23 protein-coding genes are annotated in these 23,823 nt (G+C 37.2%); 10 read left to right on the forward strand and 13 right to left on the reverse strand.

Annotation, left to right across the window (positions count from 1 at the left end; translation table 11 throughout):
* Window positions 1–15 precede the first annotated feature (15 nt).
* Complete coding sequence (locus tag AC3RVG_RS00470; protein ID WP_489689460.1) at window positions 16–732, reverse strand: hypothetical protein; 717 nt, start codon at window positions 730–732, stop codon at window positions 16–18.
* 150 nt (window positions 733–882) lie between these two features.
* On the opposite strand from AC3RVG_RS00470, the gene AC3RVG_RS00475 reads away from it, so the two are divergent.
* Both AC3RVG_RS00475 and AC3RVG_RS00480 read left to right on the forward strand, forming a co-directional pair.
* Window positions 883–1,461: a fasciclin domain-containing protein gene (locus tag AC3RVG_RS00475; RefSeq protein WP_489689461.1), complete on the forward strand. Its 579-nt coding sequence runs from the start codon at window positions 883–885 to the stop codon at window positions 1,459–1,461.
* A gap of 100 nt (window positions 1,462–1,561) precedes the next feature.
* Window positions 1,562–2,140, forward strand: coding sequence for a fasciclin domain-containing protein (locus AC3RVG_RS00480; RefSeq protein ID WP_489689462.1), 579 nt, complete (start codon window positions 1,562–1,564; stop codon window positions 2,138–2,140).
* Window positions 2,141–2,210: 70 nt separating this feature from the next.
* On the opposite strand, the gene pheT is transcribed toward AC3RVG_RS00480, so the two are convergent.
* The 4 genes from pheT to AC3RVG_RS00500 all read right to left on the reverse strand — a co-directional run bounded on the left by pheT (window position 2,211) and on the right by AC3RVG_RS00500 (window position 8,139).
* Window positions 2,211–4,637: a phenylalanine--tRNA ligase subunit beta gene (pheT, locus tag AC3RVG_RS00485; RefSeq protein WP_489689463.1), complete on the reverse strand. Its 2,427-nt coding sequence runs from the start codon at window positions 4,635–4,637 to the stop codon at window positions 2,211–2,213.
* A 167-nt stretch (window positions 4,638–4,804) separates the two neighbouring features.
* Window positions 4,805–5,983, reverse strand: coding sequence for an MFS transporter (locus tag AC3RVG_RS00490; RefSeq protein ID WP_489689464.1), 1,179 nt, complete (start codon window positions 5,981–5,983; stop codon window positions 4,805–4,807).
* A 33-nt stretch (window positions 5,984–6,016) separates the two neighbouring features.
* Window positions 6,017–7,249, reverse strand: coding sequence for a M48 family metallopeptidase (locus AC3RVG_RS00495; RefSeq protein ID WP_489689465.1), 1,233 nt, complete (start codon window positions 7,247–7,249; stop codon window positions 6,017–6,019).
* An 83-nt stretch (window positions 7,250–7,332) separates the two neighbouring features.
* The gene (locus AC3RVG_RS00500; RefSeq protein ID WP_489689466.1) at window positions 7,333–8,139 is read right to left on the reverse strand and encodes a TrmH family RNA methyltransferase; all 807 of its coding nucleotides are present in this window, start codon (window positions 8,137–8,139) and stop codon (window positions 7,333–7,335) included.
* Window positions 8,140–8,313: 174 nt separating this feature from the next.
* On the opposite strand from AC3RVG_RS00500, the gene AC3RVG_RS00505 reads away from it, so the two are divergent.
* Together AC3RVG_RS00505 and AC3RVG_RS00510 are read left to right on the forward strand one after the other, a co-directional pair.
* Complete coding sequence (locus AC3RVG_RS00505; RefSeq protein ID WP_489689467.1) at window positions 8,314–10,146, forward strand: T9SS type A sorting domain-containing protein; 1,833 nt, start codon at window positions 8,314–8,316, stop codon at window positions 10,144–10,146.
* A gap of 119 nt (window positions 10,147–10,265) precedes the next feature.
* Window positions 10,266–11,111 (forward strand): DUF6503 family protein, encoded by an 846-nt coding sequence (locus tag AC3RVG_RS00510; protein WP_489689468.1) that lies wholly within the window; start codon window positions 10,266–10,268, stop codon window positions 11,109–11,111.
* Between the two features lie 63 nt (window positions 11,112–11,174).
* Here the strand turns inward: AC3RVG_RS00510 and AC3RVG_RS00515 are convergent, their stop codons facing one another.
* Entirely contained in the window at window positions 11,175–12,242 is a 1,068-nt protein-coding gene (locus AC3RVG_RS00515; protein WP_489689469.1) for a DUF3810 domain-containing protein, read from the reverse strand.
* Between the two features lie 264 nt (window positions 12,243–12,506).
* On the opposite strand from AC3RVG_RS00515, the gene AC3RVG_RS00520 reads away from it, so the two are divergent.
* A complete protein-coding gene (locus tag AC3RVG_RS00520) occupies window positions 12,507–13,958 on the forward strand; it encodes an aminoacyl-histidine dipeptidase (protein ID WP_489689470.1) in 1,452 nt (483 codons plus the stop codon).
* Between the two features lie 158 nt (window positions 13,959–14,116).
* On the opposite strand, the gene AC3RVG_RS00525 is transcribed toward AC3RVG_RS00520, so the two are convergent.
* The 4 genes from AC3RVG_RS00525 to AC3RVG_RS00540 all read right to left on the reverse strand — a co-directional run bounded on the left by AC3RVG_RS00525 (window position 14,117) and on the right by AC3RVG_RS00540 (window position 17,340).
* A complete protein-coding gene (locus tag AC3RVG_RS00525) occupies window positions 14,117–14,539 on the reverse strand; it encodes a hypothetical protein (RefSeq protein ID WP_489689471.1) in 423 nt (140 codons plus the stop codon).
* 118 nt (window positions 14,540–14,657) lie between these two features.
* On the reverse strand, window positions 14,658–15,764 hold the full coding sequence (locus AC3RVG_RS00530) for a peptidylprolyl isomerase (RefSeq protein ID WP_489689472.1): 1,107 nt from the start codon (window positions 15,762–15,764) through the stop codon (window positions 14,658–14,660).
* A 15-nt stretch (window positions 15,765–15,779) separates the two neighbouring features.
* Window positions 15,780–16,340 carry a gliding motility-associated peptidyl-prolyl isomerase GldI gene (gene gldI, locus AC3RVG_RS00535; RefSeq protein WP_489689473.1) on the reverse strand — a complete coding sequence of 187 codons (561 nt, stop codon included), beginning with the start codon at window positions 16,338–16,340 and terminating at the stop codon, window positions 15,780–15,782.
* Window positions 16,318–17,340, reverse strand: coding sequence for a DHH family phosphoesterase (locus AC3RVG_RS00540; RefSeq protein WP_489689474.1), 1,023 nt, complete (start codon window positions 17,338–17,340; stop codon window positions 16,318–16,320). Before AC3RVG_RS00540 ends, gldI begins: the two co-directional genes overlap by 23 nt.
* Before the next feature lie 286 nt (window positions 17,341–17,626).
* On the opposite strand from AC3RVG_RS00540, the gene AC3RVG_RS00545 reads away from it, so the two are divergent.
* Window positions 17,627–18,046, forward strand: a complete 420-nt coding sequence (locus AC3RVG_RS00545; RefSeq protein ID WP_489689475.1) for a nucleoside-diphosphate kinase — start codon at window positions 17,627–17,629, stop codon at window positions 18,044–18,046.
* A 108-nt stretch (window positions 18,047–18,154) separates the two neighbouring features.
* Here the strand turns inward: AC3RVG_RS00545 and AC3RVG_RS00550 are convergent, their stop codons facing one another.
* The 3 genes from AC3RVG_RS00550 to recF form a co-directional block, all read right to left on the reverse strand.
* Window positions 18,155–18,451: a DciA family protein gene (locus tag AC3RVG_RS00550; protein WP_489689476.1), complete on the reverse strand. Its 297-nt coding sequence runs from the start codon at window positions 18,449–18,451 to the stop codon at window positions 18,155–18,157.
* Window positions 18,452–18,468: 17 nt separating this feature from the next.
* Window positions 18,469–18,906, reverse strand: coding sequence for a lipocalin-like domain-containing protein (locus AC3RVG_RS00555; RefSeq protein ID WP_489689477.1), 438 nt, complete (start codon window positions 18,904–18,906; stop codon window positions 18,469–18,471).
* Between the two features lie 98 nt (window positions 18,907–19,004).
* Window positions 19,005–20,096 (reverse strand): DNA replication/repair protein RecF, encoded by a 1,092-nt coding sequence (recF, locus tag AC3RVG_RS00560; protein WP_489689478.1) that lies wholly within the window; start codon window positions 20,094–20,096, stop codon window positions 19,005–19,007.
* A gap of 138 nt (window positions 20,097–20,234) precedes the next feature.
* On the opposite strand from recF, the gene AC3RVG_RS00565 reads away from it, so the two are divergent.
* The 4 genes from AC3RVG_RS00565 (at window position 20,235) to mutL (ending at window position 23,793) form a co-directional block, all read left to right on the forward strand.
* A complete protein-coding gene (locus AC3RVG_RS00565) occupies window positions 20,235–21,002 on the forward strand; it encodes a tetratricopeptide repeat protein (RefSeq protein WP_489689479.1) in 768 nt (255 codons plus the stop codon).
* A complete protein-coding gene (gene ribH, locus AC3RVG_RS00570; RefSeq protein ID WP_489689480.1) occupies window positions 21,003–21,500 on the forward strand; it encodes a 6,7-dimethyl-8-ribityllumazine synthase in 498 nt (165 codons plus the stop codon).
* Between the two features lie 157 nt (window positions 21,501–21,657).
* Window positions 21,658–21,942 carry a riboflavin synthase subunit beta gene (locus tag AC3RVG_RS00575; RefSeq protein WP_489689481.1) on the forward strand — a complete coding sequence of 95 codons (285 nt, stop codon included), beginning with the start codon at window positions 21,658–21,660 and terminating at the stop codon, window positions 21,940–21,942.
* A gap of 6 nt (window positions 21,943–21,948) precedes the next feature.
* The gene (gene mutL / locus AC3RVG_RS00580) at window positions 21,949–23,793 is read left to right on the forward strand and encodes a DNA mismatch repair endonuclease MutL (protein ID WP_489689482.1); all 1,845 of its coding nucleotides are present in this window, start codon (window positions 21,949–21,951) and stop codon (window positions 23,791–23,793) included.
* Window positions 23,794–23,823 lie beyond the last annotated feature (30 nt).

Here is a 23,823-nt window from a genome sequence, read left to right on the forward strand (position 1 = left end):
CACTGACTATTGAAATCAGGCATTATAATATTTACTGTTCCAAATAGCGCCATTAAAATTCTTTCCTTTTGAAAAACCATAGAAAATCACCATTCCGCCTACACCTTTAAAAATAAACAAGAACAGAAATAAATATTCTGAAAAATTTGGTTCTTTACTGAACCAATGCATAGGTGCGATTGTGGTAATAAAAGCACTCAGCAATGTAACAGTAAATAAAAGGTTCTCAAAATTTTTATAAGGCCACATCATCAATTTTCTAAAGGGATGCAGGTCTTTGCCCCATTTATAAATTAAGTAAAAGTAGTCGTTACCCATTGGTGCAAAAAGCATCGGGTCGTCTGCGTTCTCTAATTTCATCAATTTTGAGGGAGCAACTATTTTAAAGTTTTTAAGTGTAATATTATGTGAATTTTCAAGGCTTCTAATTTCTGAAATTGCTTCTTCGGGAAAATCTCCTTTAAAATAATGCGAGTCTAAAAAGCGTAATCTGTAAGTAATACAGAGGTTTTTAATATCTTCAATGTGAAAAATATGTGTGCTATTCAATAAATCAAAATTGAAATGATTTTCAACTTCAATAGCTTTTTCGGTTAAATTAGAAAGAATTTCTTTGCGTTGTTTTTCGTTTTCAGAAAATATACACTGAATTTCGTCCATAATAGCTTCTTCTTCAATTCGTTTAGATCGAGACTTTAGAAGCTGCTTTTCAATATTGGTCCTCGAAAACATGGAAACTATTTTTTAGATTACTAAAATTACACAGTACATTCCAGCATGACAACAATTTAACACATTTCGAATCATTTTTTTAATAAGTACAAGTCTTTTACGTTTATAGAAGTGTTGGCTTTGTTATATTTACAATCTTAAATTTTTTCTATGCAACTCAAGAATACATTTTTACTGCTTTTAATAGTATGTTTCGCAACCACGGTTTCGGCCCAGAAATACATTTCGACCAATAATGATGAAGTTTCAAAAGTACTGGGTGAAAGTACTTTTACATCTAGTAAAACTTTTTATGAAAATCTGGAAGAAGCGCCAGATTTCACAATTATGGCGAAATTATTAAAGAACGACCCGCTGCGCAAAACGTTGGAAGCTCAGGAAATGGTTACAATTTTCGCAATCGCAGATGAAGCTTTTACTAATTTATCTAAGAAAAGTAGAGATTCGGTATTGGGAAATACTAGGTTGATAAATTCAGTTGTGAAATATTTAGCCGTACCAGGAAGATTAGACAGCAACAGCCTTATAATGGCGGTTGAAAAAAATGGTGGTATTGCGTATTTAACTACAGTTGAAGGGCAAAAATTAGGAATAAAAGAGGAGGCTGGGCAACTTATGCTTTTCGATGAGGATAATAATACGGCAACATTAATAGCTTCAGATTTCTACCATAAAAATGGTTTCTTTCATATAGTGAATGGTTTAGTTTTTCCGCCAGCGGCAAACTAGTTTTATAAAAGTTAAATAAACATTAAAGTCCCGAAATTGCGAAACCGCAACTTCGGGACTTTCGTTTATAGGTACATAAATATAAACCTAAAAACATATTATGAAAACAAACATTTTTACAGCAGCAGTATTTGCTATCGCACTTTTAGTAGGAACAACTTCTAGTTTTGCACAAAGCAAAATGATGAGTAATGAAAAAACAGTAATGGTAGGTGGTGCCGAAATGTACCCAAGCAAAAACATCGTTGAAAACGCGGTAAATTCAAAAGACCACACTACACTAGTGGCAGCGGTAAAAGCAGCAGATTTAGTTGAAACACTTCAAAGTGATGGGCCATTTACAGTATTTGCGCCAACCAATTCGGCATTCGAAAAATTGCCAAAAGGAACAGTGGAAACATTGTTGAAGCCTGAAAATAAGGCAAAACTACAATCTATACTTACGTATCATGTAGTTGCTGGAAAACACAGTGCTGCAGATATTATGATGGACATAAAAAAAGGAAACGGAAAAGCAACTTACAAAACTGTAAGTGGTGGAACTTTAACTGTAATGATGAAAGGTAAAAAAGTAATGCTAATGGACGAAAACGGTGGTATGGCAACAGTTACTATAGCCGATGTAAATCAGTCTAACGGAGTTATACACGTAATTGACAGCGTGGTTTTGCCAATGTAATATTGCCAAAAAATCCTTTACTAAAAACGGCGACCTTTTCGGGTCGCCGTTTTTTAATTTTAAGTTTTATCTATCGCAGCGCAGCACCAAATTCATTTTCGAATTTTTGCTTTAGCTTGCTCATAATTTTGTCAATCTGCTTATCTGTCAATGTTTTTTCGTCATCTTGAATGGTGAAGCTAAGCGCATAACTCTTCTTTCCTTCGGGAAGGTTTTCACCTTTGTAAACATCAAAAAGCGTTACTGTTTTTAAATGTTTTTTATCAGTTTGAAAGGCCGCTTGGCGGAGATCATCAAACTTTACAGAATCGTCTAAAAGCAATGCAAAGTCGCGTTGTGCAGCTTGAAATTTCGCGATTGGTTTTAATTTGAAATTTTTAGTGGTAAGTTGTTTCAACACTTCATCCCAATTAAAATCTGCATAGAAAACTTCCGCATCAACATCAAATTCTTTGGTGATTTTCTTTTTCACAATACCGAATTCAACAATAATTTCTTTGTTTCTTTTGAAAGCAATTGCTTCGGAAAAAATATCATTTTCAGTATTTTCTTCCGAATAACCATCAAGACCCAAACGCTCCATTAAACTTGAAACGGTACCTTTTCCGTAGAAAAAATTGCTCTTTGCTTCAGGTAAAGCCCAATTAACGTCTGCCTTTAATCCTGTAATAAAAAGTGATAAATGCTTTGTTTCGGTTCTGCCGCCAGGAAAATTATGATAGGTCTTTCCGTATTCAAAAAACTTTAAGTCGCTACTTTTTCTATTGCTATTGTATTCAATTGCTTCAAGGCCAGAAAATAACATAGATTGGCGCATCACCGATAAATCTTGGCTTAGCGGATTAAGCATTGTTATATTATAATGATCTTTTAACGTTTCGCTTAAAGCTGAATAATTTGGTGAGGTAAGCGAATTGTTCAACATTTCGTGAAAACCACGCGCCGTAAGTTGCGAAGCTATTTTATTTTGAACCGTATAATCTCCACCTGGCAAAATAGTGGAAATAGAAGCGTTTAATTTTTGGGTGAATTTCACGTTATTATAACCATACACCCGAAGAACTTCTTCAATAACATCCACATCTCGGGTAACGTCGTTGCGGTATGCTGGAATAGTCATCCCAATTCCGGTTTCAGTTACGTTGATAATTTTCATCTCTAGCGATGTAAGAATTTCCTTGATGGTTTCCTTTGAAATTTCCTCGCCAATTAATTTATTCGCCTTTTCAAAATGTAGAAAAACTTGGTGGTCTTCAATCTTTTTTGGATAAACATCAATCAAATCACTGGTTATTTGTCCGCCAGCAATTTGAAGAATTAAAATAGAAGCGTGGCGAAGTGCATAATCTGCAATATTAGGATCAATTCCTCTCTCAAAACGAAAAGAGGCATCTGTACTAAGACTGTGGCGTTTTGCAGTTTTACGAACGCTCACAGGGTTGAAATATGCGCTTTCTAGGAAAATACTGGTTGTTTCTTCGGTTACCCCACTATTCATTCCGCCAAAAACACCAGCAATACACATAGGTTTTTCGGCATCACAAATCATTAAATCTTCTTCGTGAAGTTCGCGTTCAATACCTTCGAGGGTAGTAAATTTTGTGCCAGCTGGAAGTGTTTTTACATGTACCGTATTCCCAGAAATTTTTGCAGCATCAAATGCGTGCAGGGGTTGACCAAGTTCGTGGAGCACATAATTTGTAACATCCACAATATTGTTAATTGGTGTTTGCCCGATGGCTTTCAGTCTATTTTGAATCCATGCAGGCGACGGACCAACTTTTATATTGCTAATTGTAATTCCGCAATATCTTGGTGCGAGCGCATTGTCTTCAACTTTTACATCAATTTTTAATGTGCGGCTGTCTATTCTAAAATTACTAGAAGATGGTGTATTCAGTTTTGTTGAAATACCATGGTGAAGAAGTCCCGCTTTTAAATCGCGAGCAACTCCCCAATGACTCATTGCGTCGGCTCGGTTAGGGGTAAGACCTATTTCAAAAACTTTGTCGTTTTCAATTTGTAAAACTTTGGCTAATGCAGTTCCAGGCTTTAATTTAGAGCTAAGAACCATTATACCGTCGTGCGATTTTCCGATGCCGAGTTCGTCTTCGGCACAGATCATTCCTTCACTAACTTCGCCACGTATTTTACCTTTATTTATTTGCCAAGGATTTCCATCTGCATCATAAAGTGTAGTGCCCACAGTGGCTACAGGAACCTTTTGACCAACGGCAATGTTAGGAGCGCCACAAACAATCTGAATTGGTTCGCCTGTGCCCACATCTACTTTTGTTACCTTCAATCGGTCTGCGTTGGTGTGTTGGGTGCATTCTAAAACGTAACCAACTACTACGCCTTCTAAGCCACCTTTTACGGAAGAAAAATCTTCTATTCCTTCTACTTCAAGACCGAGGTCTGTTAATAGTTCGCCAGTTTTTTCGGCGTCCCAAGGTAGGTTGATAAATTCTTTTAGCCAGTTAAATGAAATTGTCATAAGTGTAAAATTCTAAACAGTGGGCAAAGATAATATTCTATTGGTTATTGTTTATTGTTTATCGTTTATTGTTTTTTGGAAATGTGGCCGTTTGTTGAATTATTCGAAACAAGTATTATTAAAACCTCCTGCAAGGTTTCAAAAACCTTGTAGGTCTTCACTAAAGATTATTGTTTAACCGACGATGAAATATTCCCCAGAAAATAAATAACGACTATTAATGTTGCAAAAGCAGATACAAAAAACGTTACGCTTGCGCCAAAATAAAACCACAATAGCCCCGCCATAACACTGGCAACCATTGCAACAATGCTTTGGAAAGCAGAATAAGTGCCCACGGCGGTGGCGGTATTTTCGTCTTTGGAAATATTCGTAATCCATGCTTTGGAAATGCCTTCGGTGGCTGCGGCGTATATTCCGTAACCAAAGAAAAGAGCAATAATAACGTACAAGTTTGTGGTTAAACCCATTCCAAAATACACCAGACTGAAAATTACTAATCCAAAAACGAACATTTTTTTAAGTCCAATTTTATCTGCGAAACTACCCAAAGGATATGCTGTGAGGGCATATATTAAATTATAAAAAATGTAAATGCCAATTACCCAAGTGTCGTCCAATCCAGCATCTTTCGCTTTTAACAATAGAAAAACGTCGCTGCTATTAAAAAGCGCGAAAAATAAAAGTCCGAGTACTACTTTTCTATATTCGGGGGGGCTTGTTTTCCAATATTTTATAAATGAAAAGAAACTGATTTTTTTCTTTTCAGAAGTGAATTCAACTTTTTTATCTTTCAAAAGAAAAGAGGCAACAACAGCCAAAACTCCTGGGATAAAAGCGATGTAAAAAAGATTTATATAATCTGCGGGATAAAAATATAAATAGAGTAGTGCAAGTGCAGGACCCAGCACGGCGCCAAAAGTATCCATGGATCGGTGGAAACCGAAAACTTTACCTTTGTTTTCTTTAGTAGTTTCTCTGGAAAGCATTGCATCCCGTGCGCCAGTGCGGATTCCTTTTCCCAATCTATCCGTAGTTCTTGCGAAGAAAATCCAAAGTGGGTATACAAAAAACGCCATCATCGGTTTTGAAATAGCGCTGAGCGCGTAGCCAAGTTGGATGAAAGGAGCGCGCTTGGCTTTGCTATCGCTTAACTGTCCAAAATAACCTTTACTCAATCCAGCAACGGCTTCCACCAATCCCTCCAAAACACCAATTAAAATAATGGAAAACCCAATACTTTTTAGATAAATGGGCATTATTGGGTAAAGCATTTCGCTGGCCATATCTGTAAACAGACTGACGAGGGAGAGAATCCAAACGGTGCGGGTGATTGTGGTTTTCACTTTACCTTTCTTAGTTGGTCTAGGAAAGGTAGTTTATTTTTTCAGATTTTGAAACCGCTGCAAAAGCGTAGGATGCGAGTAATGGGCAAAAACATACAATGGATGCGGAGTTAGATTACTCAGACTATTTTTTGAAAGTTTTTTTAAACCTGAAATCAATGGGGGAGCGGCATACGTTTGTTTCGCAAAATTGTCTGCTTGGTATTCAAATTTCTGGGAAAGGAAATTCATCAAAAGACTTGTTATCCCAGAAATAGGACTGTATAAAACCCCAAAAACAACCAACCCGATATGAAACGAAGGTTGCGAAACATTCAGCGCTTCAGAAAATAAAGGATTGCCGATAAATAGTGAAAGTAACCAAAGCGTAAATCCTGTGGTTAGGATTGCGGCAAATAGATTGATGATGATATGGTTGCGTTTGTAATGTCCAACTTCGTGCGCGAGGACGGCTACTATTTCCTCTTCGTTTAAATCTTTTATTAGGGTGTCGTAAAGGGTTATGCGCTTTTCACTTCCGAAGCCAGAGAAATAGGCGTTTGCTTTTGTACTGCGTTTACTGCCGTCAATTACGAATATTTTATCGAGCGTAAAACCCACTTGTGACGCGTACGTTTCTATTTGTGAACGCAGCGAACCTTCTTCCAGCGCAGTTTGTTTATTGAAAAGTGGAACGATGAAACGTGCATAAAACAGATTCATTAAAACGGTAAAAACGGTGACGATTCCCCAAGCGTACAGCCAAAAGTTTTTGCCCGTAGTTTGGTAAAACCAAATAATGGCACCCAAAATAATACCGCCGATAACAGCGCCCATCAACCACCCCTTCAGTTTATCGAGAAAAAAAGTTTTACGAGTGGTTTTATTAAAACCGTATTTTTCTTCAATAACGAAAGTGCTGTAATAACTAAAAGGCGTGCTGAGAATATCGCTAGCAATCATTATGATTCCGAAGAAAGCTAAAGCGATAATTATTTCATTGTTTGCAAAGGAACGCGCTAACTCGTCTACATACGCAAAGCCGTCAAAAAAGAAAAATAGGAGGGTAGCAACAAGTGAAATTGCTGAGCTGAGTATCCCGAATTTGTAACCTTCCTTTTTATAGCGCTGCGATTTTTTATATTCATCCTCATCAAAAACGTCCTGCAATTCTGCGGGAAGTGGATCATTAAAATGTTTGGCGTTTAAAAAATCAAGCAATTGATCAATTATAAAACTGACAATTAATATTGCTATTATTATGAGGAAAAGGGTTTCGGGTTTCAAATGGAAAGATTCAAGGTTTAAAATTCAAAATTCATTTTTTTTCAAAGACTGGGAGCGAGTTCCCCCTTTGGGGGCTAAGGGGCTTAGGGGGCAATTCGTTGCCGCTTCGCCTCAAATATAAGGATTCCCGCAGCTACGGAAACGTTCATACTATCTATTTCACCTTCCATTGGGATGATGATATTTTGGGTGCTGTTTTCGAGCCATTCATCCGAAAGTCCGGTGGCTTCAGTTCCAACAACAATCGCTGTACTTTTTTTGAAATTACAAGTGTGGTAAGGTACCGAAGCTTGTAATGCGGCGCAATAAATATTGACCTTGTTTGCTTTCAAAAACGCAATAATTTCTGAAGTGCTTCCCGTAGCAATTTTATTGGTAAACAAACACCCCACACTGCTGCGGATGATGTTGGGATTGTACAAATCTGTTTTTGGGTTGGCAATAATTACAGCATCCACATTTGCCGCATCTGCAGTGCGAAGTAGGGCGCCGATGTTGCCTGGTTTTTCGGGAGCTTCGGCTATTAGGATTAAAGGGTTTTTGGTTGCAAGTTGCAGGTTGGCAAGTTCCAAAGTTTTAGAATGCACAATTGCCAAAACACCTTCGGTAGAACCGCGATAAGCGAGTTTTTCATAGATTTCTGAAGTAATTTCGATGAATTCTGCTTCGTTATTTGCCGATTCTTTCAACGTGAATATTTCTTCTTCGGAAATAATTTCGGAACAGAAAAGGAAGGTTTTAAAGAGATAGCCGCCCTTTATTGCTAGCGAAATTTCGCGAAAGCCTTCAATAATAAAAAGACTTGTTTTGCGGCGTTCGCGCGATTTTTCCTGTAACAGGACAATCTGCTTTATCAACGGATTATGAAAACTTGTAATGGACTTGTGCATTGCGCAAAGATACGCTACTGAAAATTATTTATGAAGAAGCTTTTTGCTTTCTATTTCAGCATAGAATCAGATTGAACTTTCAGGAATTAGAACCGATTTGATTTTTGGCACTCAGTGTTAAAACTTTCTTAACGCTTTGAATTGTTTTTATATCTTGCAAGAAAAATATTTCTTATGAAGAAATTTGTACTTTTAGTAGGCTTTCTTATAACTACCATTACAATATCTGCCCAAGTAGTGGCAAATCCAGCTCTAGATTTATATGCTTGCGATTTAAATAATGACGGCGTTGAAATGTTTGATTTAACAGTAAACGATACTATTATTATTGGCACTCAAAATCCCGCGGAACATAGTGTTACTTATTACCAAACTTTGATTGATGCTTTAAATGGTACAAATGCAATAGCAAACCCTGAGAGCTATGTAAGTGCTGGAGAAACTATTTTTGCTAGAATTGAAATTGTTGTAACAGGCGATTTTGATACAACTAATTTTGAATTAATAATAGACCCAACACCACCAAACCTGGGCCCTTTTGAAATGATGCTGTGTGATGATGAAATCAACGGCAGCACACCAACCGATGAAATCTCTACTTTCGATCTTACCAGTGTCCACAATGAAGTAACAAATGGCGATCCCAGCCTAACAGTTGTATGGTTTATGAACGCTGCCGATGAAGCGGCGAATGTACCTATTCCTAATCCAAATTCTTTTCAGAACACTTCTACCCCACAAACCGTAATTGGTAGAGTCGCAGCCACTAACGGTTGCAAAACCCTTGTTACGCTTACGTTGGTTGTAATGCCAAATCCAAGCCCCAATCAAAACCCCTATCCGCTTGAAATGTGTGATGATGATAATGATGGCTTTGCTATTTTCGATCTTACAGTGAAGGATGTTGAAATTGGCAATGGACAATCTAATATTAGTATTACTTATCATGAAACGTTAATTGACGCAGAGAACGCAACATCCCCACTGCCTAGCCCATATGAAAATATAGTAGCATACTCACAAATTGTTTATGTTCGTGTTGAAGGTAACCAAATTCAATGTGCAACTATTGTTGAATTGGAACTAAGGGTAATTAATCATCCTTTAATAACCCCACCTAACAACCTCTTTATAAATGAAGGCGATGGCGACGGGTTTGCAATTTTTGATCTTACGGTGAATATTCCGGTGATTTTGGCTGGGTTGAACCCTTCTGATTATATAGTAGGGTTTTATATAACACTGGCAGATGCCTTAAACAGTTTAAATCCAATAATGAATTCAAATTCGTACACCAACTCTTCCAACCCACAGACAATTTATGTTCGAGTTGAAAATATAAATACGAGCTGCTCTGTTGTAACTACTTTTGAAATCGCTACAGATGAACTAGCCCCCGATGCAGACGGTGATGGCATTGCCAATGAAGATGAAGACATAAACAACAACGGCAACCTAAACGATGACGACACCGACGGCGATGGTATTCCAAATTATTTAGATGATGATGACGACGGCGATTCAGTTTTAACATTGGTAGAAACAACTGGAATTGGCGCTGGCGTTGCACCGTCTTATATCTATATTGACACCGATGGCGACGACGTAGAAAATTATTTAGACAACGACGATGATGGCGATGGTACTTTAACTATTGATGAAGACTATAACAACAACGGCACACCATTAGACGACGATATTAATGGAAATAGCATTCCAGATTTCTTGGATGATGAAGTGTTCCTTTCTGTAAATTCATTCGGTTTTGAAGATTTAAGTGTTTACCCAAATCCAACTGCTGAAAACTTTACAGTACAATCGTCCCAATTGGTTTTAGAAACAACCATTTCACTTTATGATATTCAAGGGAAACAATTGTTTTCTGAAACTATGCTCCCGCAAAACGGCAAGTTGAAGATGAATGTTTCTGTTTTGGAAAACGGAGTGTATTTCGTGAAAATCTCTTCGGAAGGAAATTCAACAGTGAAGAAAATTATAAAGCACTAATCACGCAAGTCTAAAATCTTAGATCTCCAATCTCACATCTATTAATCATAAACATTTCTAAAAAGCTTCCCCAACACGGGAAGCTTTTTTACATTTAGTGGTTAATAAACCAACCAATTATGAAAAAACTGATTTTATTAGCTGCAATTGTCCTTTCACTTTGGGCATGTAAAAACGACAAAAAAACGAGTGGCGAAGATCCACGGATAGAAGGAACAGAACTAGACAGCACCGGAATAGAAGCGCCCGATGGGGAAGCGAAAAACACGGCAATGAATGTTGAAAAAACATTTCCGTCTCAACTTCAAAACATATTTACAGCTCACGGAGGCCTGAAGCAATGGCAAAAAATGAACAATCTTTGTTTTGAAATGAAAGGCAAAAATGGCGACGAAATCCACACAATTTCATTGCCAGACAGGAAGACCAAAATTGAATCTAAAGATTGGAGCATTGGTCTTGACGATAAGGGCGTTTGGTTACTAAAAAACGAATTAGGCTACAAAGGCAATCCTGTTTTCTATCATAATTTGATGTTCTACTTTTACGCAATGCCTTTTATAATCGCAGATCCCGGAACCAATTATACCGCCGTTGAAGCAACTGAATTAGACGGAAAAATGTACAATGGTTTTAAAATTTCATATAACGACGGCGTGGGCGATTCGCCCGATGATGAGTATATTTTATACTTCGATTCCGTAACAAACCAAATGACGTGGTTGGCTTATACAGTAACATTCAGAGACCAAAAGAAAAGTGATGACTGGCATTTTATAAAATACGACAAATGGGAAAATGTAAATGGATTGTTGCTTCCAGAGCGATTTACTTTTTGGAATGTTGAAAACAATAAGCCAAAAGATAAAAAGTTAACTTATAAATTCGATAAAATCACAGCTACCGAAACGATGCTCGATGCTTCTGTTTTCGCAAAACCTGCCGAGGCAGAATACGTTAAATAGACTTGAAATTTTAGACGTGAGACGTGAGAAGTGCGATTTTCAGTTTCGATTTCGATTTTGATTTCACAGCGTTTTATCTTCAAAATAATTTACAACCAGAGCCACCATATAATCATAACTCATGATTCCGCGGCTTTGGTTGTTTGCTTTTAAAAAGTTGTCCCAAAATATTTTTGAAAAATCCTCCAATGGGTTTTGATAGCTTTCCCAGAAATCGCGCATTTCTTTATAGCTTTCCAAAATACCTGGGTTTATCGTGGTTAATAGTTCGAAGTATTTTGGTTCGTCTCTGCGGGCAATTTCATTAATTAAATAACGCAGTGTAAAAATATATCCAGCATACTGAATATACGGGTCGTCATTGTGCAATGTGGAAAGTGTGGCTATAAAATTGGCTTCGTTTTCTGCGGCATAGCCTATTTGGTGCGCTTCTTCGTGGCAAGTTACTACCGGAAACTTGTAGGTTGTGATGAGGTTGTTTACTTGTGCTTCGCCTGAAAAAGGGTTTAAATAGCCACTATAACCCATAATGGTAAGGCCTAAACTCCAACCACTTTTTTTGATGCTTCGCGGCGAAATGGCCAGCTGCGGAAATTCTTTCTCCAGATTTTCATAACCATTCAATGTTTTTTTGAATATCTCCTTTTGAGTGTACGGTAGCTCAATTTTTACGCTATCGGCATAGCCCAATTCGCGGTGCAATGCATTGCTCTTTTCAATAAAACGGTTGGTTGTGTTTAAAAGTTGTTCAGTGGTATAATCGCTCTTTAACTGCAATGATTTGTGTAAGGGAAGCCGGTAATAATTATACCCCCAAAGCACGTGAAACATTAAATACACTACCGAAACAGCCGCCAGAATATCTACAAAAAAATACAATTTGTCGTTTTTTAGTCTTTTCACATTTTTATAGAGCCAGTGAATGGCAACTATAATTATGAGTAGATAAAACAAATCGCCAACAGAAAATGGAACCCAGCCAAAAAGGTAGCGGGAGATTTTTGAAATCCAAGGGTAGATTCCGAGGCTGTAATATTTTTCAACGAACGCTGGAAAATGCTTTAAAACCTGAAGTGCAATTATCTGCACAAATAGAAATAAAGCGAGGAATGCTGAGGTTCGTTTTTGCATAATCCAAACTTACAAAGGAATTCTTTCACTACATAATTTTTATAGCGATCACAAAACCGTAAATTTGCGATTAGTTGACCACGAATACACGAATGTATTTTCATTGTATTTAGTTTAAATAATTCGCGCATTCGTGATGGATATTTAACCACTAATGCATGAATTATTTTTTAAAATATTTGGAAAAACACAACAAAGAGAATTTATTGTTATTCGTGTATTCGTGGTAAAAAAAATCACAACTCAAATTATAAATTATAAACTATGAACGAAGAAATAAGAAACCTAAAGCCCAAAGCGCTTTGGAACAAATTTGCAGACCTAAACGCTGTGCCGCGCCCTTCTAAAAAAGAGGAACGCGTTATTGCTTTTATGAAAGACTTCGGAACGAAGCTCGGTTTGGAAACTATGGAAGATGAAGTGGGTAATGTTATAGTTCGCAAGCCTGCAACCAAAGGAATGGAAGATCGTAAAATGATTGTTTTACAAAGCCATCTTGATATGGTTCACCAAAAAAATAACGACACCGATTTCAATTTTGATACACAGGGAATTGAAATGTATGTAGATGGAGATTGGGTTCGTGCAAAAGGAACAACGCTGGGCGCAGACAATGGTTTGGGAGTTGCCACTATTATGGCGATTCTTGAAAGCAACGAAATTGAACACCCTGCAATTGAAGCGCTTTTTACGATAGATGAAGAAACAGGAATGACGGGTGCCAAAGGATTAAAAGGCGGTTTGCTAAAAGGCGATATTCTTTTAAATCTTGACACAGAAGAAGATGACGAAATAGGCGTTGGCTGTGCCGGCGGTGTTGATGTTACTGCAACTGGTAACTATTCTGAAGTTGACGCTCCAAAAAATGCAACTAGCTTTACTATAAAAGTGAAAGGTCTTAGCGGTGGTCATAGTGGAATGGAAATTATTAAAGGTTTGGGTAACGCCAACAAATTAATGAATCGTTTGCTTTTCGCTGTGCAAGATTCTATGCAATTGGCGAAACTGGAAGGCGGAAGTCTTCGCAATGCAATTCCGCGCGAAAGTGTAGCTAAAGTTGTAGTTACTTCGGAAGAAGATTTTCTTTTGGGAATTGAAAAAATGAAGCAAGTTATTGTTTCAGAATACAAATCTTTAGATCCAAATCTTTCTATTACTGCTGAAAAAGCTGATGAAGCTAGTACGAAAGTAATGAGTGAAGCCGATCAAAGAAATTTCTTTAATGTAATGAACGCTGCACATAACGGCGTTTACAGAATGAGCCCAGATATTGGAGATTTGGTGGAAACTTCAAATAACATTGCGAAGGTTTCAGTTGAAAATGGCAACATTAAAGTAGAATGTTTAACTCGTAGTTCAGTAGCGTCTTCTAAAGATGTTTTGGCAAACGCATTAACCTCAGTTTTTGAACTTGCAGGCTATAAAGTAAAATTAGATGGCGATTATCCTGGTTGGGCGCCAAATATGGACAGCGCAATTTTAAAGGTTTTAGACGGTCTTTATCAAAAAATGAACGGCGAAAAAGCCGAAGTAGCTGCTTGCCACGCCGGATTGGAATGTGGTATTTTAGGTCAGAATTATCCTGAAATGGATATGATTTCTTTCGGTCCAACAATTAGAGGAGCACACTCTCCCGATGAACGCGCAAGTATTTCTTCCGCTCAAAAATATTGGGAATTTGTATTGGAAATATTGAAGAACATTCCGAAAAAATAGAACCAAGACTCAAGACCGCTGCGCTATACGAGGCACGACGGATTCTTCTTTAATAATAAGTTTATTGATTATTAGAAATAGTAGTGTTTCCCTTGAGTAACGCTTCAAAAAAAAAGAGGAACTAGTTTAAAAACTGGTTCCTCTTTTTGTATTTATTACTAGTCCAATCGTTTAAATTTTTCTGCGCAACCTTCGTCGCAGGACGATGGGTTTGGTGTTAATATCAAATTTCCTTCCTCAAATGTTACATCGTAATCCCCGAGTGAACCAGCTTCTAGACAATCAAACGTGATATTAATATTGTTGGATGAATTGAACGTCCAAACCCCATTACACGTAAAGTCATTTGAAGTAATTACATCATTACTCTGAAAATTATAAGTGAAGCCATTCGCCACTGAGTACCACTCTGGAAAGTTTGAGCCATCACTTCCATAGAACTCTATCATTTGCCATGAACCAATTATAGAATCTTTCACACTATCATCATCCTTATTACAACTATTCAATAATAGTAATAAAAAGAAGAATGTGACAATCGATACATGTTTGATCAATCCATATTTGTGTGATTGTCTCATTATCTTTTTGGACTTAAGATTAGTAGTACTTTAATCTATTATAAATTTAAACTTATTTACGCAAAAAAAAAGGAACCGAGAGATCGATTCCTTTTTTGCAATTGTATTTTGTCTGAAATTACTCTACTATCTCAACAATCTGAAGGTTGAAAATCAATTCAGAATCTGGAGGTATAACTCCTGGAATTCCTCTTTTGCCATAAGCTAAATGAGCAGGAATGAAAATTATGGTTTCATCGCCTACTTTCATATTCAATAAACCTTCACGGAAGCCTGGGATCAATTTTGCTTCAGTACTATAATCTGTTGGTACCGGCACATATTGTTCAGCAGCTTTGCGCATTTCGTCAACCATTTCAAATTGTTCTGCGTTTGAAAGAATATTCGAATCAAATAAATGTCCGTCTGCAAGATATCCTGCATAGTTCATCAAGATTTTATCGCCTTCTTTGGGTTGTGGGCCTTCTCCTTTTTTCGCGAAAAAGATTTTAATACCTGAAGGAAGTGAATCTGCTTTTCCTCTGAAAGCTTCAAGCTCCTTAGCTTTGTTTGTTGCTACTTTATTGATGCGTTCTTCTTTCTCTTTCTTTTCTTTTTCAAGCTTCGCCATTTCTTCAGTGAAATAAGGAACTTTTACTTTTCCTTTATTTATAATATTCACTTTTTCAAGAATAATTGGCTCTTTTGGCTTATCGCCTGGCTTTTCAGTTTCAAGATTTCCTATTGAATCTACAACTTCTTGTCCCAATACTATTTCGCCAAAAATTGTGTGTCTTCCATCAAGCCACGGAGTTTCTTTTAGTGTGATAAAAAACTGGCTACCGTTAGTATCTGGGCCAGAATTTGCCATTGCTAAAAGTCCTTTTTTGCTGAAACGGATCGTGTCATTTGGTTCGTCAGGAAATGCAAAACCTGGATTACCAGTACCATCTCCTTTTGGATCACCACCTTGGATCATAAAATCCTTAATAATACGGTGGAAAGTTAGACCGTCATAAAAACGTTTTCCTTTGTAAAGTGAGTCAACCATTCCGTTGGTTCCTTCGGCTAAAGCCACAAAGTTAGAAACCGTAAGTGGTGCGGTTTCGTTTTTAAGCTGTGCAACAAAAGTTCCTTTATTGGTAACAAATTCAGCATAAACACCGTCTTTTAGCTCAGGATATTTTTCCTGACAAGAGGCAAGAGCAAGGGTAAGTAATAAAAATAAAAATGTTAGTTTTTTCATCTTTTAAAATTAATTTTAGTTTGATTGTTCTATTGAATGTAATGTAATAGTGCTCTGCACCGGTATGTTGGTGCCGAGTTTTTCTTCGATCCCATAATAGCCATATGCTTTATAGGAAGGAAAAAGGAAGGTTACTTTTTCGCCCTCCTTCATAAGCTTTATGCCTTCGCGAACGCCAGATATTAAATCTTGGTTGCTTTGGTCAACTTTATATTGTTGTAGGCCGTTTTCTTCTTCTGAAAGAATTACACTGCCGTCGAGATTTTTTATATCGTACGTAAATTTTACTATATCGCCTAAATCTGGCATTTCTGTATTTGCGGTATCTTTTCGGTTGTAATAGTACCAAAAACCATTTTCGGAAGAAATATAATCTGTAGTAGAGTCGATAGCCATCATTTTTTCGATGTAACTTTTCTCTTCGTCGTAGATTTTTTTGTTGCGTTCTGCAGATTCCTTAATAAATGATCCTGAAGCACTTTGCGCTGGGCGTCTAGCCTCCGGACTTTTGCAGGAAATAACTAAGGTAAAGAATAATGTACTATAAAGCAGCTTACGAAGCATCTGTGAGTTCATTTTTATAACGGGGCAAGATACTAATAAATTCGTTTATTGTTTTGTTAAGGTCTTGCGAACTTTTTCCACCGGCAGCATTAATGTGGCCACCGCCGCTGTAGTGGTTACGAGCAAAATCATTCACTGAAAATTTACCTTTACTTCTAAGGGAAATCTTCACAATACTTTCCTGCTTATTTTCAATAAATATCACTGCGAAATAAACACCTTTTACTGAAAGCGCATAATTTACAAAGCCTTCGGTATCGCCCTTTTTGAAATTATTTTCGTCCAGTTCCTTTTGGGTTAATGTAATATATGCAGTGTGCAATTCGGGCAAAATTACCAGATTATTTAAAGCTACACCCAGCAATTTCATTCTATCTGGACTGTTAGTATCGTACACATTTTGATTTATAATTGCGCTTTCTGCACCAGCTTCAATCAATTTTGCAGCAACTCTGTGTGTAGTTGGGCTAGAGGAGGAGAAGCGGAACGAACCCGTATCTGTCATAATTCCTGTGTAAAGATTTACAGCAATTTCTTTCGAAAGCTTTTCTGCTAGACCTAGCGCTTCCATAAAATGGTAAACCATTTCGGAAGTGGAACTCATTTTCACATCGCTATAAGTTGCTACTGCATAATCTGCAGGTTGCTGATGATGGTCAATCATTACAAATTTAGCAGAACAGTTTTCGAAAACCGTTTGTAGATCGCCAACTCTGTCTAAACTATTAAAGTCCAACGTAAACACCAATTCTGATGCGTTTATCAATTTGGTGCTCTTTTCTTTTTCTTTTTCGAAAATGATAATTTCTTCAACCCCGGGAAGCCATTTTAAAAATTCGGGGAAATCGTTGGGCATAATTACAGTAGTATTATGACCCAAACTTTTCAGAAAAAAGGAGAGTCCCAAACACGAGCCAACTGCATCGCCATCGGGGTTTTTATGGCCCACAATTACAATATTTTGTGGAGAGGCTAGCAGTTTTTCAACTATTTGAGTAGTGTCTTTTTTCATAAGGGGCGAAGATACAATAAAAGCCCCCTAACCCCCAAAGGGGGAATTCGAACAATTGCATATTTACGTGGAAATTTAAAAATTTATCTCGAATATAAAAAAGTAAAAAAGTCTGCCAGGTTGAGCAGTTGATACTGCAATTGCTTTTCCCTCAATGAAATCAATACTTCAAAAGAATTTTTAGTTTTTTGGATGATCGGTGTTTTTGTTTTTTTGTAATTGAAAAAGATAACTTTTGAATGTTGAAAATATAATACCTACTTTTGCCGAAATTTTAAAAAACAAAATGAGAACAGACAGAACATTTACAATGTTAAAGCCAGATGCGGTTGAAAAAGGAAACATCGGCGCCATTCTTGACAAAATTAACGCTTCAGGTTTTAGAATCGTAGCGATGAAACTTACCCACATGACTACGCAAGATGCACAAGCATTTTACGAAGTACACAGTGAGCGCCCTTTTTATGGCGAATTGGTAGAATATATGACACGCGGTCCTATCGTTGCAGCAATTCTTGAAAAAGAAAACGCTGTTGAAGATTTCCGTACTTTAATTGGAGCTACCAACCCTGCTGATGCAGCTGAAGGTACTATCCGTAAATTATACGCAGCTTCTATTGGCGAAAACGCCGTTCACGGAAGTGATAGCGATGAAAACGCAGCTATTGAAGGTGCTTTTCATTTTGCAGGTCGCGAAATGTTCTAAGCATTTACGATATATAATAATTGAAAACGCCTTCCAATTTGGAAGGCGTTTTTTTTATTTGTAGTCGCGCGATTAATCACGCGCCTACGTTTTTAAAATATTTGAAATTTAACGCAGCACCAATTTCTGAATCAATTCTTTTCCCAATTCTTCATTCAGTAATTTTATAATTTTTTCCTTCCCATAACCCAATTCTTCGCGCAGAACTGAGGAAGAAAGCTGCACATATAATGTTTCCCGATCTAATTTTATATCGGTTGTGTATTTAGAAATTGCCACACCCATCACCGAATCCCACGATTCTTTTGCATTCACTTTATCCAAGCCTTTTTCCAGGCGGTTGGAGCCAATGAAATCCTTTAAAGCATCGCCAATTGATATGTTTTCTGCGTTTCGTTTTGCCATTTTTCAGTTGTAAGTTTTCAGTTTTCAGTAGCCGGTTTCGCTAAATCGAACTTTTTAAATTTTGAATATGTGTAAATTTTATTGTCTCTATTAATCACTGTGAGCGTACTGTCCTTGGCTTCAATTACAGTTTCTTTCCATTCATTAAAAGGGGTTTTGTAGTACATTCGCAAACTGTCCTCTTCAATTTTTAAAGTGAAATCTTCCGAAATTCCGTTGGTTGTAAAAGAACCATCAAATTTTGGGGAAACCTTTGTTCGAGTGCCACTGTCTCCTTTCATTTCAATATAATCAACAATCGTATTTATATTGAATTCCTTCTTTTCGCCATCGGGCATTTTCACTGTTTTTATTTCCCAATAGCCACTAAGGTTTTGTTTTTGGGCTTCGGGATTTGGTTTTTCGCACGAAAGTGCTAATAACGAAACTAAAACGATTATAAACTTTGAATTCATAATTACTATTTTTTATGGACTTCTTTGTCTCGCTGTGGCTTGGTGGTTGAGAATTTACCGCAAAGCCGCAAAGCACGCTAAGATTTTTAAGTTACTATTTATTGGTTGGATGCCAACGGAAACATTTTATAAGTCTGATGCACTTTCTTAATTACTTCTTCAGTGCGTTCAGAATGGGTGTCTGTAATGAAAAGCTGTCCAAAATTTTCATTATCCACCAAGCTAATTAAATGCTCTACGCGGGTTTCGTCCAACTTATCGAAAATATCATCCAAAAGCAAGATAGGGTTCGTTTTTGAATGATTTTTTATAAAGTCGAATTGCGCCAACTTTAAAGCTATAAGATACGATTTTTGTTGCCCTTGCGAGCCAAATTTCTTGATTGGATGTCCGTCAATTTCAAAAACCAAATCGTCTTTATGTATTCCGAAGTTGGTATACTGCGAAATTTTATCTTTCATTATATTTTTCTGAAGCAGCGTCAACAGATCGTTTTCTTGCAATTGACTTTCGTAAACCAAATTTATACTTTCGTCACCACTGCTAATAGATTTGTAACGATTGAGAAAAATAGGTAGAAATTCTTCTAAAAAAGCAGTCCGCTTTCCATAAATGGAAGTGCCAAAATTATGAAGTTGCTCGTTGTAAATATCAATTGTATCCTGACTAAAAGTATTGTTTGCCACAAAATATTTCAAGAGTGAATTACGTTGCGCTAGTACTTTGTTGTATTTAATAAGCGTGAGCAAATATTCCGAATCGCGTTGCGAAATAACGCCATCAACAAATTTTCTGCGCGTATCGCTTCCTTCAATAATTAAATCTCTATCTGCCGGCGAAATGATTACCAAAGGCAAAAACCCTATGTGTTCGCTGAATTTATCGTACGCTTTCCCGTTTCGTTTTATAATCTTTTTCTGTCCTTTTTTGGCACTCACTACAATTTTTTCGGTAGCGTCTTTTTTCTCATAAAATCCTTCAACTACAAAAAATTCTTCACCGTGTTTTATGTTTTGGGTAGTGATAGGATTAAAGTAACTTTTTCCGAAGGAAAGATGGTAAATTGCATCGAGCACATTTGTCTTTCCCACACCGTTATTTCCCACAAAACAATTTATTTTAGGGTCGAAGTCGAAGCTTTCTGCTTCAAAGTTTTTATAGTTGAGTAATGAGAGTTTTTGTAATATCATAAAAATGAGAGAGTTGGTCTTCGGTATGCTTTCTGAAAAGGAGGTATTACCGCTTTGCAAATTATTAAAAAATAAGAAATATTAATCCTTTTAAATTCCATTAAAAATTTTATTTTTGCGCCACTATAACCTATAACTATGGCAACGTACAAGAAACGCGGAGGTAAACCAACTACAAAGGCTGACAAAGATGCTCAGCTAGAAGATAACAGTACTACGGCAGAAGTATTTAATACACTCGACGAGGGTGCATCAAAAACGGAAGCTTGGGTAGAAAAAAACCAAAAAGGCATTTTGGCCTTTATCATATTGGTTGCTGTTTGTGTATTGGGATACTTTGCATACGATCGATATATTAAAGCTCCAAAGGAAACTGAGGCTATGAACGAAATGTTCCAAGCTCAAAACTATTGGGAACAAGCGTTAACCGCTCCAGCAAAAGATTCACTTTACAATCTTTCGTTACAAGGTGGTGAAGGAAAATACGGTTTTATCGATATTATTGATAATTACGGTGGTACAAACGCTGCCAATCTTGCGCATTATTACGCTGGAATGGCTTATTTGAACACTAACAAATATCAAGATGCTATTGCACAATTAGACAAATTTAGCAGCGATGATGATATGTTGGGACCTTTGGCAAAAGGCGCAATTGGCGATGCATTTGTTCAATTAGGACAAAATGAAGACGCTTTAAAATATTACGAAGAAGCAGCTTCAATGCGCACAAACGATTTTACAACCCCACGTTTTCTTTTGAAAGCTGGTATTGCTGCAATGGCTTTAAACCAAAATGATAAAGCATTAGCGCACTTCAAAAAAATAGCTGACGAATATCCAAAAGCAACCGAAGCTACAAAAGCTGAAATTTATACAGGTCGCGCGGAAGCAATGAAAAAATAAATGGCTACAGCAAATACTAATTTATCGACTTATGATAAAAACACAATCCCAAACGCGAAAGATTTTCGGTTTGGGATTGTTGTTTCAGAATGGAATCACGATATCACCGAAGGTGTGTTTCAAGGCGCTTTTGACGCTTTAAAGGATTGCGGAGCTATCAACGAAAACATTGTTCGTTGGAATGTTCCCGGTAGTTTTGAACTTATTTACGGTAGCAAACGAATTACCCAAAGTTACGATATGCTCGATGCAGTGATAGCTATTGGAAGCGTAATTCAGGGTGAAACAAAACACTTCGATTACGTTTGTGAAGCAGTTGCCCAAGGCATAAAAGACTTAAATGTGCAGGGTAATATTCCCGTTATTTTCTGCGTGCTTACAGATAATAATATGCAACAAGCCATAGACCGAAGCGGTGGAAAACACGGCAACAAAGGCACCGAGGCGGCAATTGCAGCCATAAAAATGGCGCAACTTCGGAAAGAGTCTAAGTTTTAATTTTCTTTATTTAATTCCCAAATCTCAAATTACCCCGACTACTGTCAAATGCTTCGGATTACTGAACACTTATCCTTGGTACAGTAATTGTTTAAAATGGCTTCGTAATTACTTTTAGAAAACACACTATTTTAAGTAACTTTGAAGCACGACAATTATGGGACTAATAGGCAAGAGAAAAAACAAAAAGTACAGCTACAAACCGCGTCATTACGAATTTGATGGTGAAAGCAGCCCGTTTGCAATGGGGCATAAGTTTGATGAATATCGAACTACTGTTGGCGACAACAAAGGTTTAAAAGGAAAATTTAAAACTGCGTGGTCAGATTTGCGACAATCTTCAGACAGAACCGCAAACCGAAGGCTGATTGTGATAATTGCGATACTCGTGCTACTTTTCCTATTTATAATCGATTTTGATTTATCTATTTTCTACGCATAAATTTTAATGGCAGACATTATTCAGTTATTACCAGATCACGTTGCAAATCAAATTGCAGCTGGGGAAGTTGTGCAACGGCCCGCTTCGGTAGTTAAGGAGCTGTTAGAGAATGCTATTGATGCAAATGCAACTTCCATTACACTCGTAATTAAAGATGCCGGAAAAACCCTCGTTCAAGTTACCGACAACGGTTCTGGAATGAGTGTTACCGATGCGCGGCTTAGTTTTGAACGGCACGCAACTTCAAAAATTAAATCGGCAGAAGATCTTTTTAATCTGCATACGAAGGGTTTCCGTGGCGAAGCATTGGCTTCCATCGCTGCAATTGCGCACGTTGAACTTAAAACAAAAACCGATGTTTCAGAAATAGGCACGCACCTCACAATTGAAGGAAGTAAAGTTATTTCGCAAGATCCTGCGGTGGTTCCAAAGGGAACTACAATTTCAGTAAAAAACCTTTTTTATAATATTCCTGCGCGGCGCAATTTTTTAAAAAGCAACGTTGTAGAAAATCGTCATATAATTGATGAATTCCATCGTGTGGCTTTGGCGCACCCAAGTGTTGCTTTTCAAATGCTTCACAATGGAAGTGATGTTTTTAATCTGCCGTTAACTAATTCGAGACAACGGATTGTAAATATTTTTGGTAGTAAAACCAACGAGAAACTAGTTCCGGTAAGTGAAGAAACCGAAATATTAAAAATAGAAGGGTTCGTCTTAAAACCTGAATATGGAAAGAAAAGTAGGGGAGAGCAGTTCTTTTTTGTGAACGATCGATTTATAAAAAGCCCGTATTTGCACCATGCCGTTTCTTCTGCTTTTGAAGGGTTGATGAGAAATGAAATCCATCCAGGTTATTTTCTGTTTTTAGAAGTAGATCCGCATTCCATCGATATAAACATCCATCCCACAAAAACTGAAATAAAATTTGACGATGAGCATTCCATTTATGCAATGCTTCGTGCAACCGTAAAGCATAGTTTAGGGCAGTTTAACATTGCTCCGGTGCTGGATTTTGAAAGAGACAAAGGTTTTGACACGCCTTATGAATACAGCAAAAAATCGCCCACCGTGCCATCAATAGATGTAGATCGCGATTTTAATCCGTTTAAAGAAAAACCAAAACAGGGTAATATTAACTTTCCTTTTAAAAGGGAACAAACTCAGTCTTGGGAATCTCTGTATGTTGGGTTGAAAGATGATACCGCAGCAGTTTCGGGAGTTGGTGATATTGAATTTGAAAGCGAAGAAGTAACCGGAAGTCTTTTTGAAAGTAAAGAAACTGAAACCGGACAAGTTACGCTTCAGCTTCAGAATAAATATATTGTAAGTCCGTTGAAAAACGGAATGATGGTAATTCATCAAAATTTGGCGCATCAACGAATTCTTTATGAAGAATTGTTGAAGAATATAACGATTAAAGAAGCCGTGAGTCAGCAATTGTTGTTTCCGCTGCAGCTGCATTTTTCAAAGCCCGATGTAGAAATTATTGAAAAGGTGCGCGAACAACTGGAACACACGGGTTTTATTTTTTCAGAATTGAAAGAAGAAACGGTTGAGATTAGCGGAATTCCAGTGCTGATACTAGAAAGCCATGTTGTAAATTTGCTGAGCCAATTGGTGCACGATATTAAAGAAGAAGTGCCCGATAGCGGATTTAGCCAAAACGATATGCTGGCAAAATCTATGGCGGCAAGTATGGCAATAAAAACGGGTGTTTCGCTGAATAAAGAAGAACGCGAACATTTAATAAATCAACTCTTTGCTTGCAAGGAACCAACAGTTAGCCCTACTAACAAACCAGTTTTCACTACTATGGATGTGAGTGAATTGGATAAAAAATTTATGTAAAACAAACCCTCGGAGGGTTTAAAAAGATTC

The organism is Aequorivita sp. IT1282 (assembly GCF_058068205.1).

Excerpts from the sequence above, each read along its gene's own strand:
- gldI (WP_489689473.1), bottom strand. The coding sequence starts at position 16,340 with ATGAACTCACAGATGCTTCGTAAGCTGCTTTATAGTACATTATTCTTT.
- AC3RVG_RS00545 (WP_489689475.1), top strand. The coding sequence starts at position 17,627 with ATGAGAACAGACAGAACATTTACAATGTTAAAGCCAGATGCGGTTGAA.
- AC3RVG_RS00520 (WP_489689470.1), top strand. The coding sequence starts at position 12,507 with ATGAACGAAGAAATAAGAAACCTAAAGCCCAAAGCGCTTTGGAACAAA.
- AC3RVG_RS00530 (WP_489689472.1), bottom strand. The coding sequence starts at position 15,764 with ATGAAAAAACTAACATTTTTATTTTTATTACTTACCCTTGCTCTTGCC.
- AC3RVG_RS00510 (WP_489689468.1), top strand. The coding sequence starts at position 10,266 with ATGAAAAAACTGATTTTATTAGCTGCAATTGTCCTTTCACTTTGGGCA.
- AC3RVG_RS00475 (WP_489689461.1), top strand. The coding sequence starts at position 883 with ATGCAACTCAAGAATACATTTTTACTGCTTTTAATAGTATGTTTCGCA.
- AC3RVG_RS00470 (WP_489689460.1), bottom strand. The coding sequence starts at position 732 with ATGTTTTCGAGGACCAATATTGAAAAGCAGCTTCTAAAGTCTCGATCT.
- recF (WP_489689478.1), bottom strand. The coding sequence starts at position 20,096 with ATGATATTACAAAAACTCTCATTACTCAACTATAAAAACTTTGAAGCA.
- AC3RVG_RS00505 (WP_489689467.1), top strand. The coding sequence starts at position 8,314 with ATGAAGAAATTTGTACTTTTAGTAGGCTTTCTTATAACTACCATTACA.
- AC3RVG_RS00550 (WP_489689476.1), bottom strand. The coding sequence starts at position 18,451 with ATGGCAAAACGAAACGCAGAAAACATATCAATTGGCGATGCTTTAAAG.
- pheT (WP_489689463.1), bottom strand. The coding sequence starts at position 4,637 with ATGACAATTTCATTTAACTGGCTAAAAGAATTTATCAACCTACCTTGG.
- AC3RVG_RS00480 (WP_489689462.1), top strand. The coding sequence starts at position 1,562 with ATGAAAACAAACATTTTTACAGCAGCAGTATTTGCTATCGCACTTTTA.
- AC3RVG_RS00555 (WP_489689477.1), bottom strand. The coding sequence starts at position 18,906 with ATGAATTCAAAGTTTATAATCGTTTTAGTTTCGTTATTAGCACTTTCG.
- AC3RVG_RS00540 (WP_489689474.1), bottom strand. The coding sequence starts at position 17,340 with ATGAAAAAAGACACTACTCAAATAGTTGAAAAACTGCTAGCCTCTCCA.
- AC3RVG_RS00500 (WP_489689466.1), bottom strand. The coding sequence starts at position 8,139 with ATGCACAAGTCCATTACAAGTTTTCATAATCCGTTGATAAAGCAGATT.
- ribH (WP_489689480.1), top strand. The coding sequence starts at position 21,003 with ATGGCTACAGCAAATACTAATTTATCGACTTATGATAAAAACACAATC.
- mutL (WP_489689482.1), top strand. The coding sequence starts at position 21,949 with ATGGCAGACATTATTCAGTTATTACCAGATCACGTTGCAAATCAAATT.
- AC3RVG_RS00515 (WP_489689469.1), bottom strand. The coding sequence starts at position 12,242 with ATGCAAAAACGAACCTCAGCATTCCTCGCTTTATTTCTATTTGTGCAG.
- AC3RVG_RS00575 (WP_489689481.1), top strand. The coding sequence starts at position 21,658 with ATGGGACTAATAGGCAAGAGAAAAAACAAAAAGTACAGCTACAAACCG.
- AC3RVG_RS00525 (WP_489689471.1), bottom strand. The coding sequence starts at position 14,539 with ATGAGACAATCACACAAATATGGATTGATCAAACATGTATCGATTGTC.
- AC3RVG_RS00565 (WP_489689479.1), top strand. The coding sequence starts at position 20,235 with ATGGCAACGTACAAGAAACGCGGAGGTAAACCAACTACAAAGGCTGAC.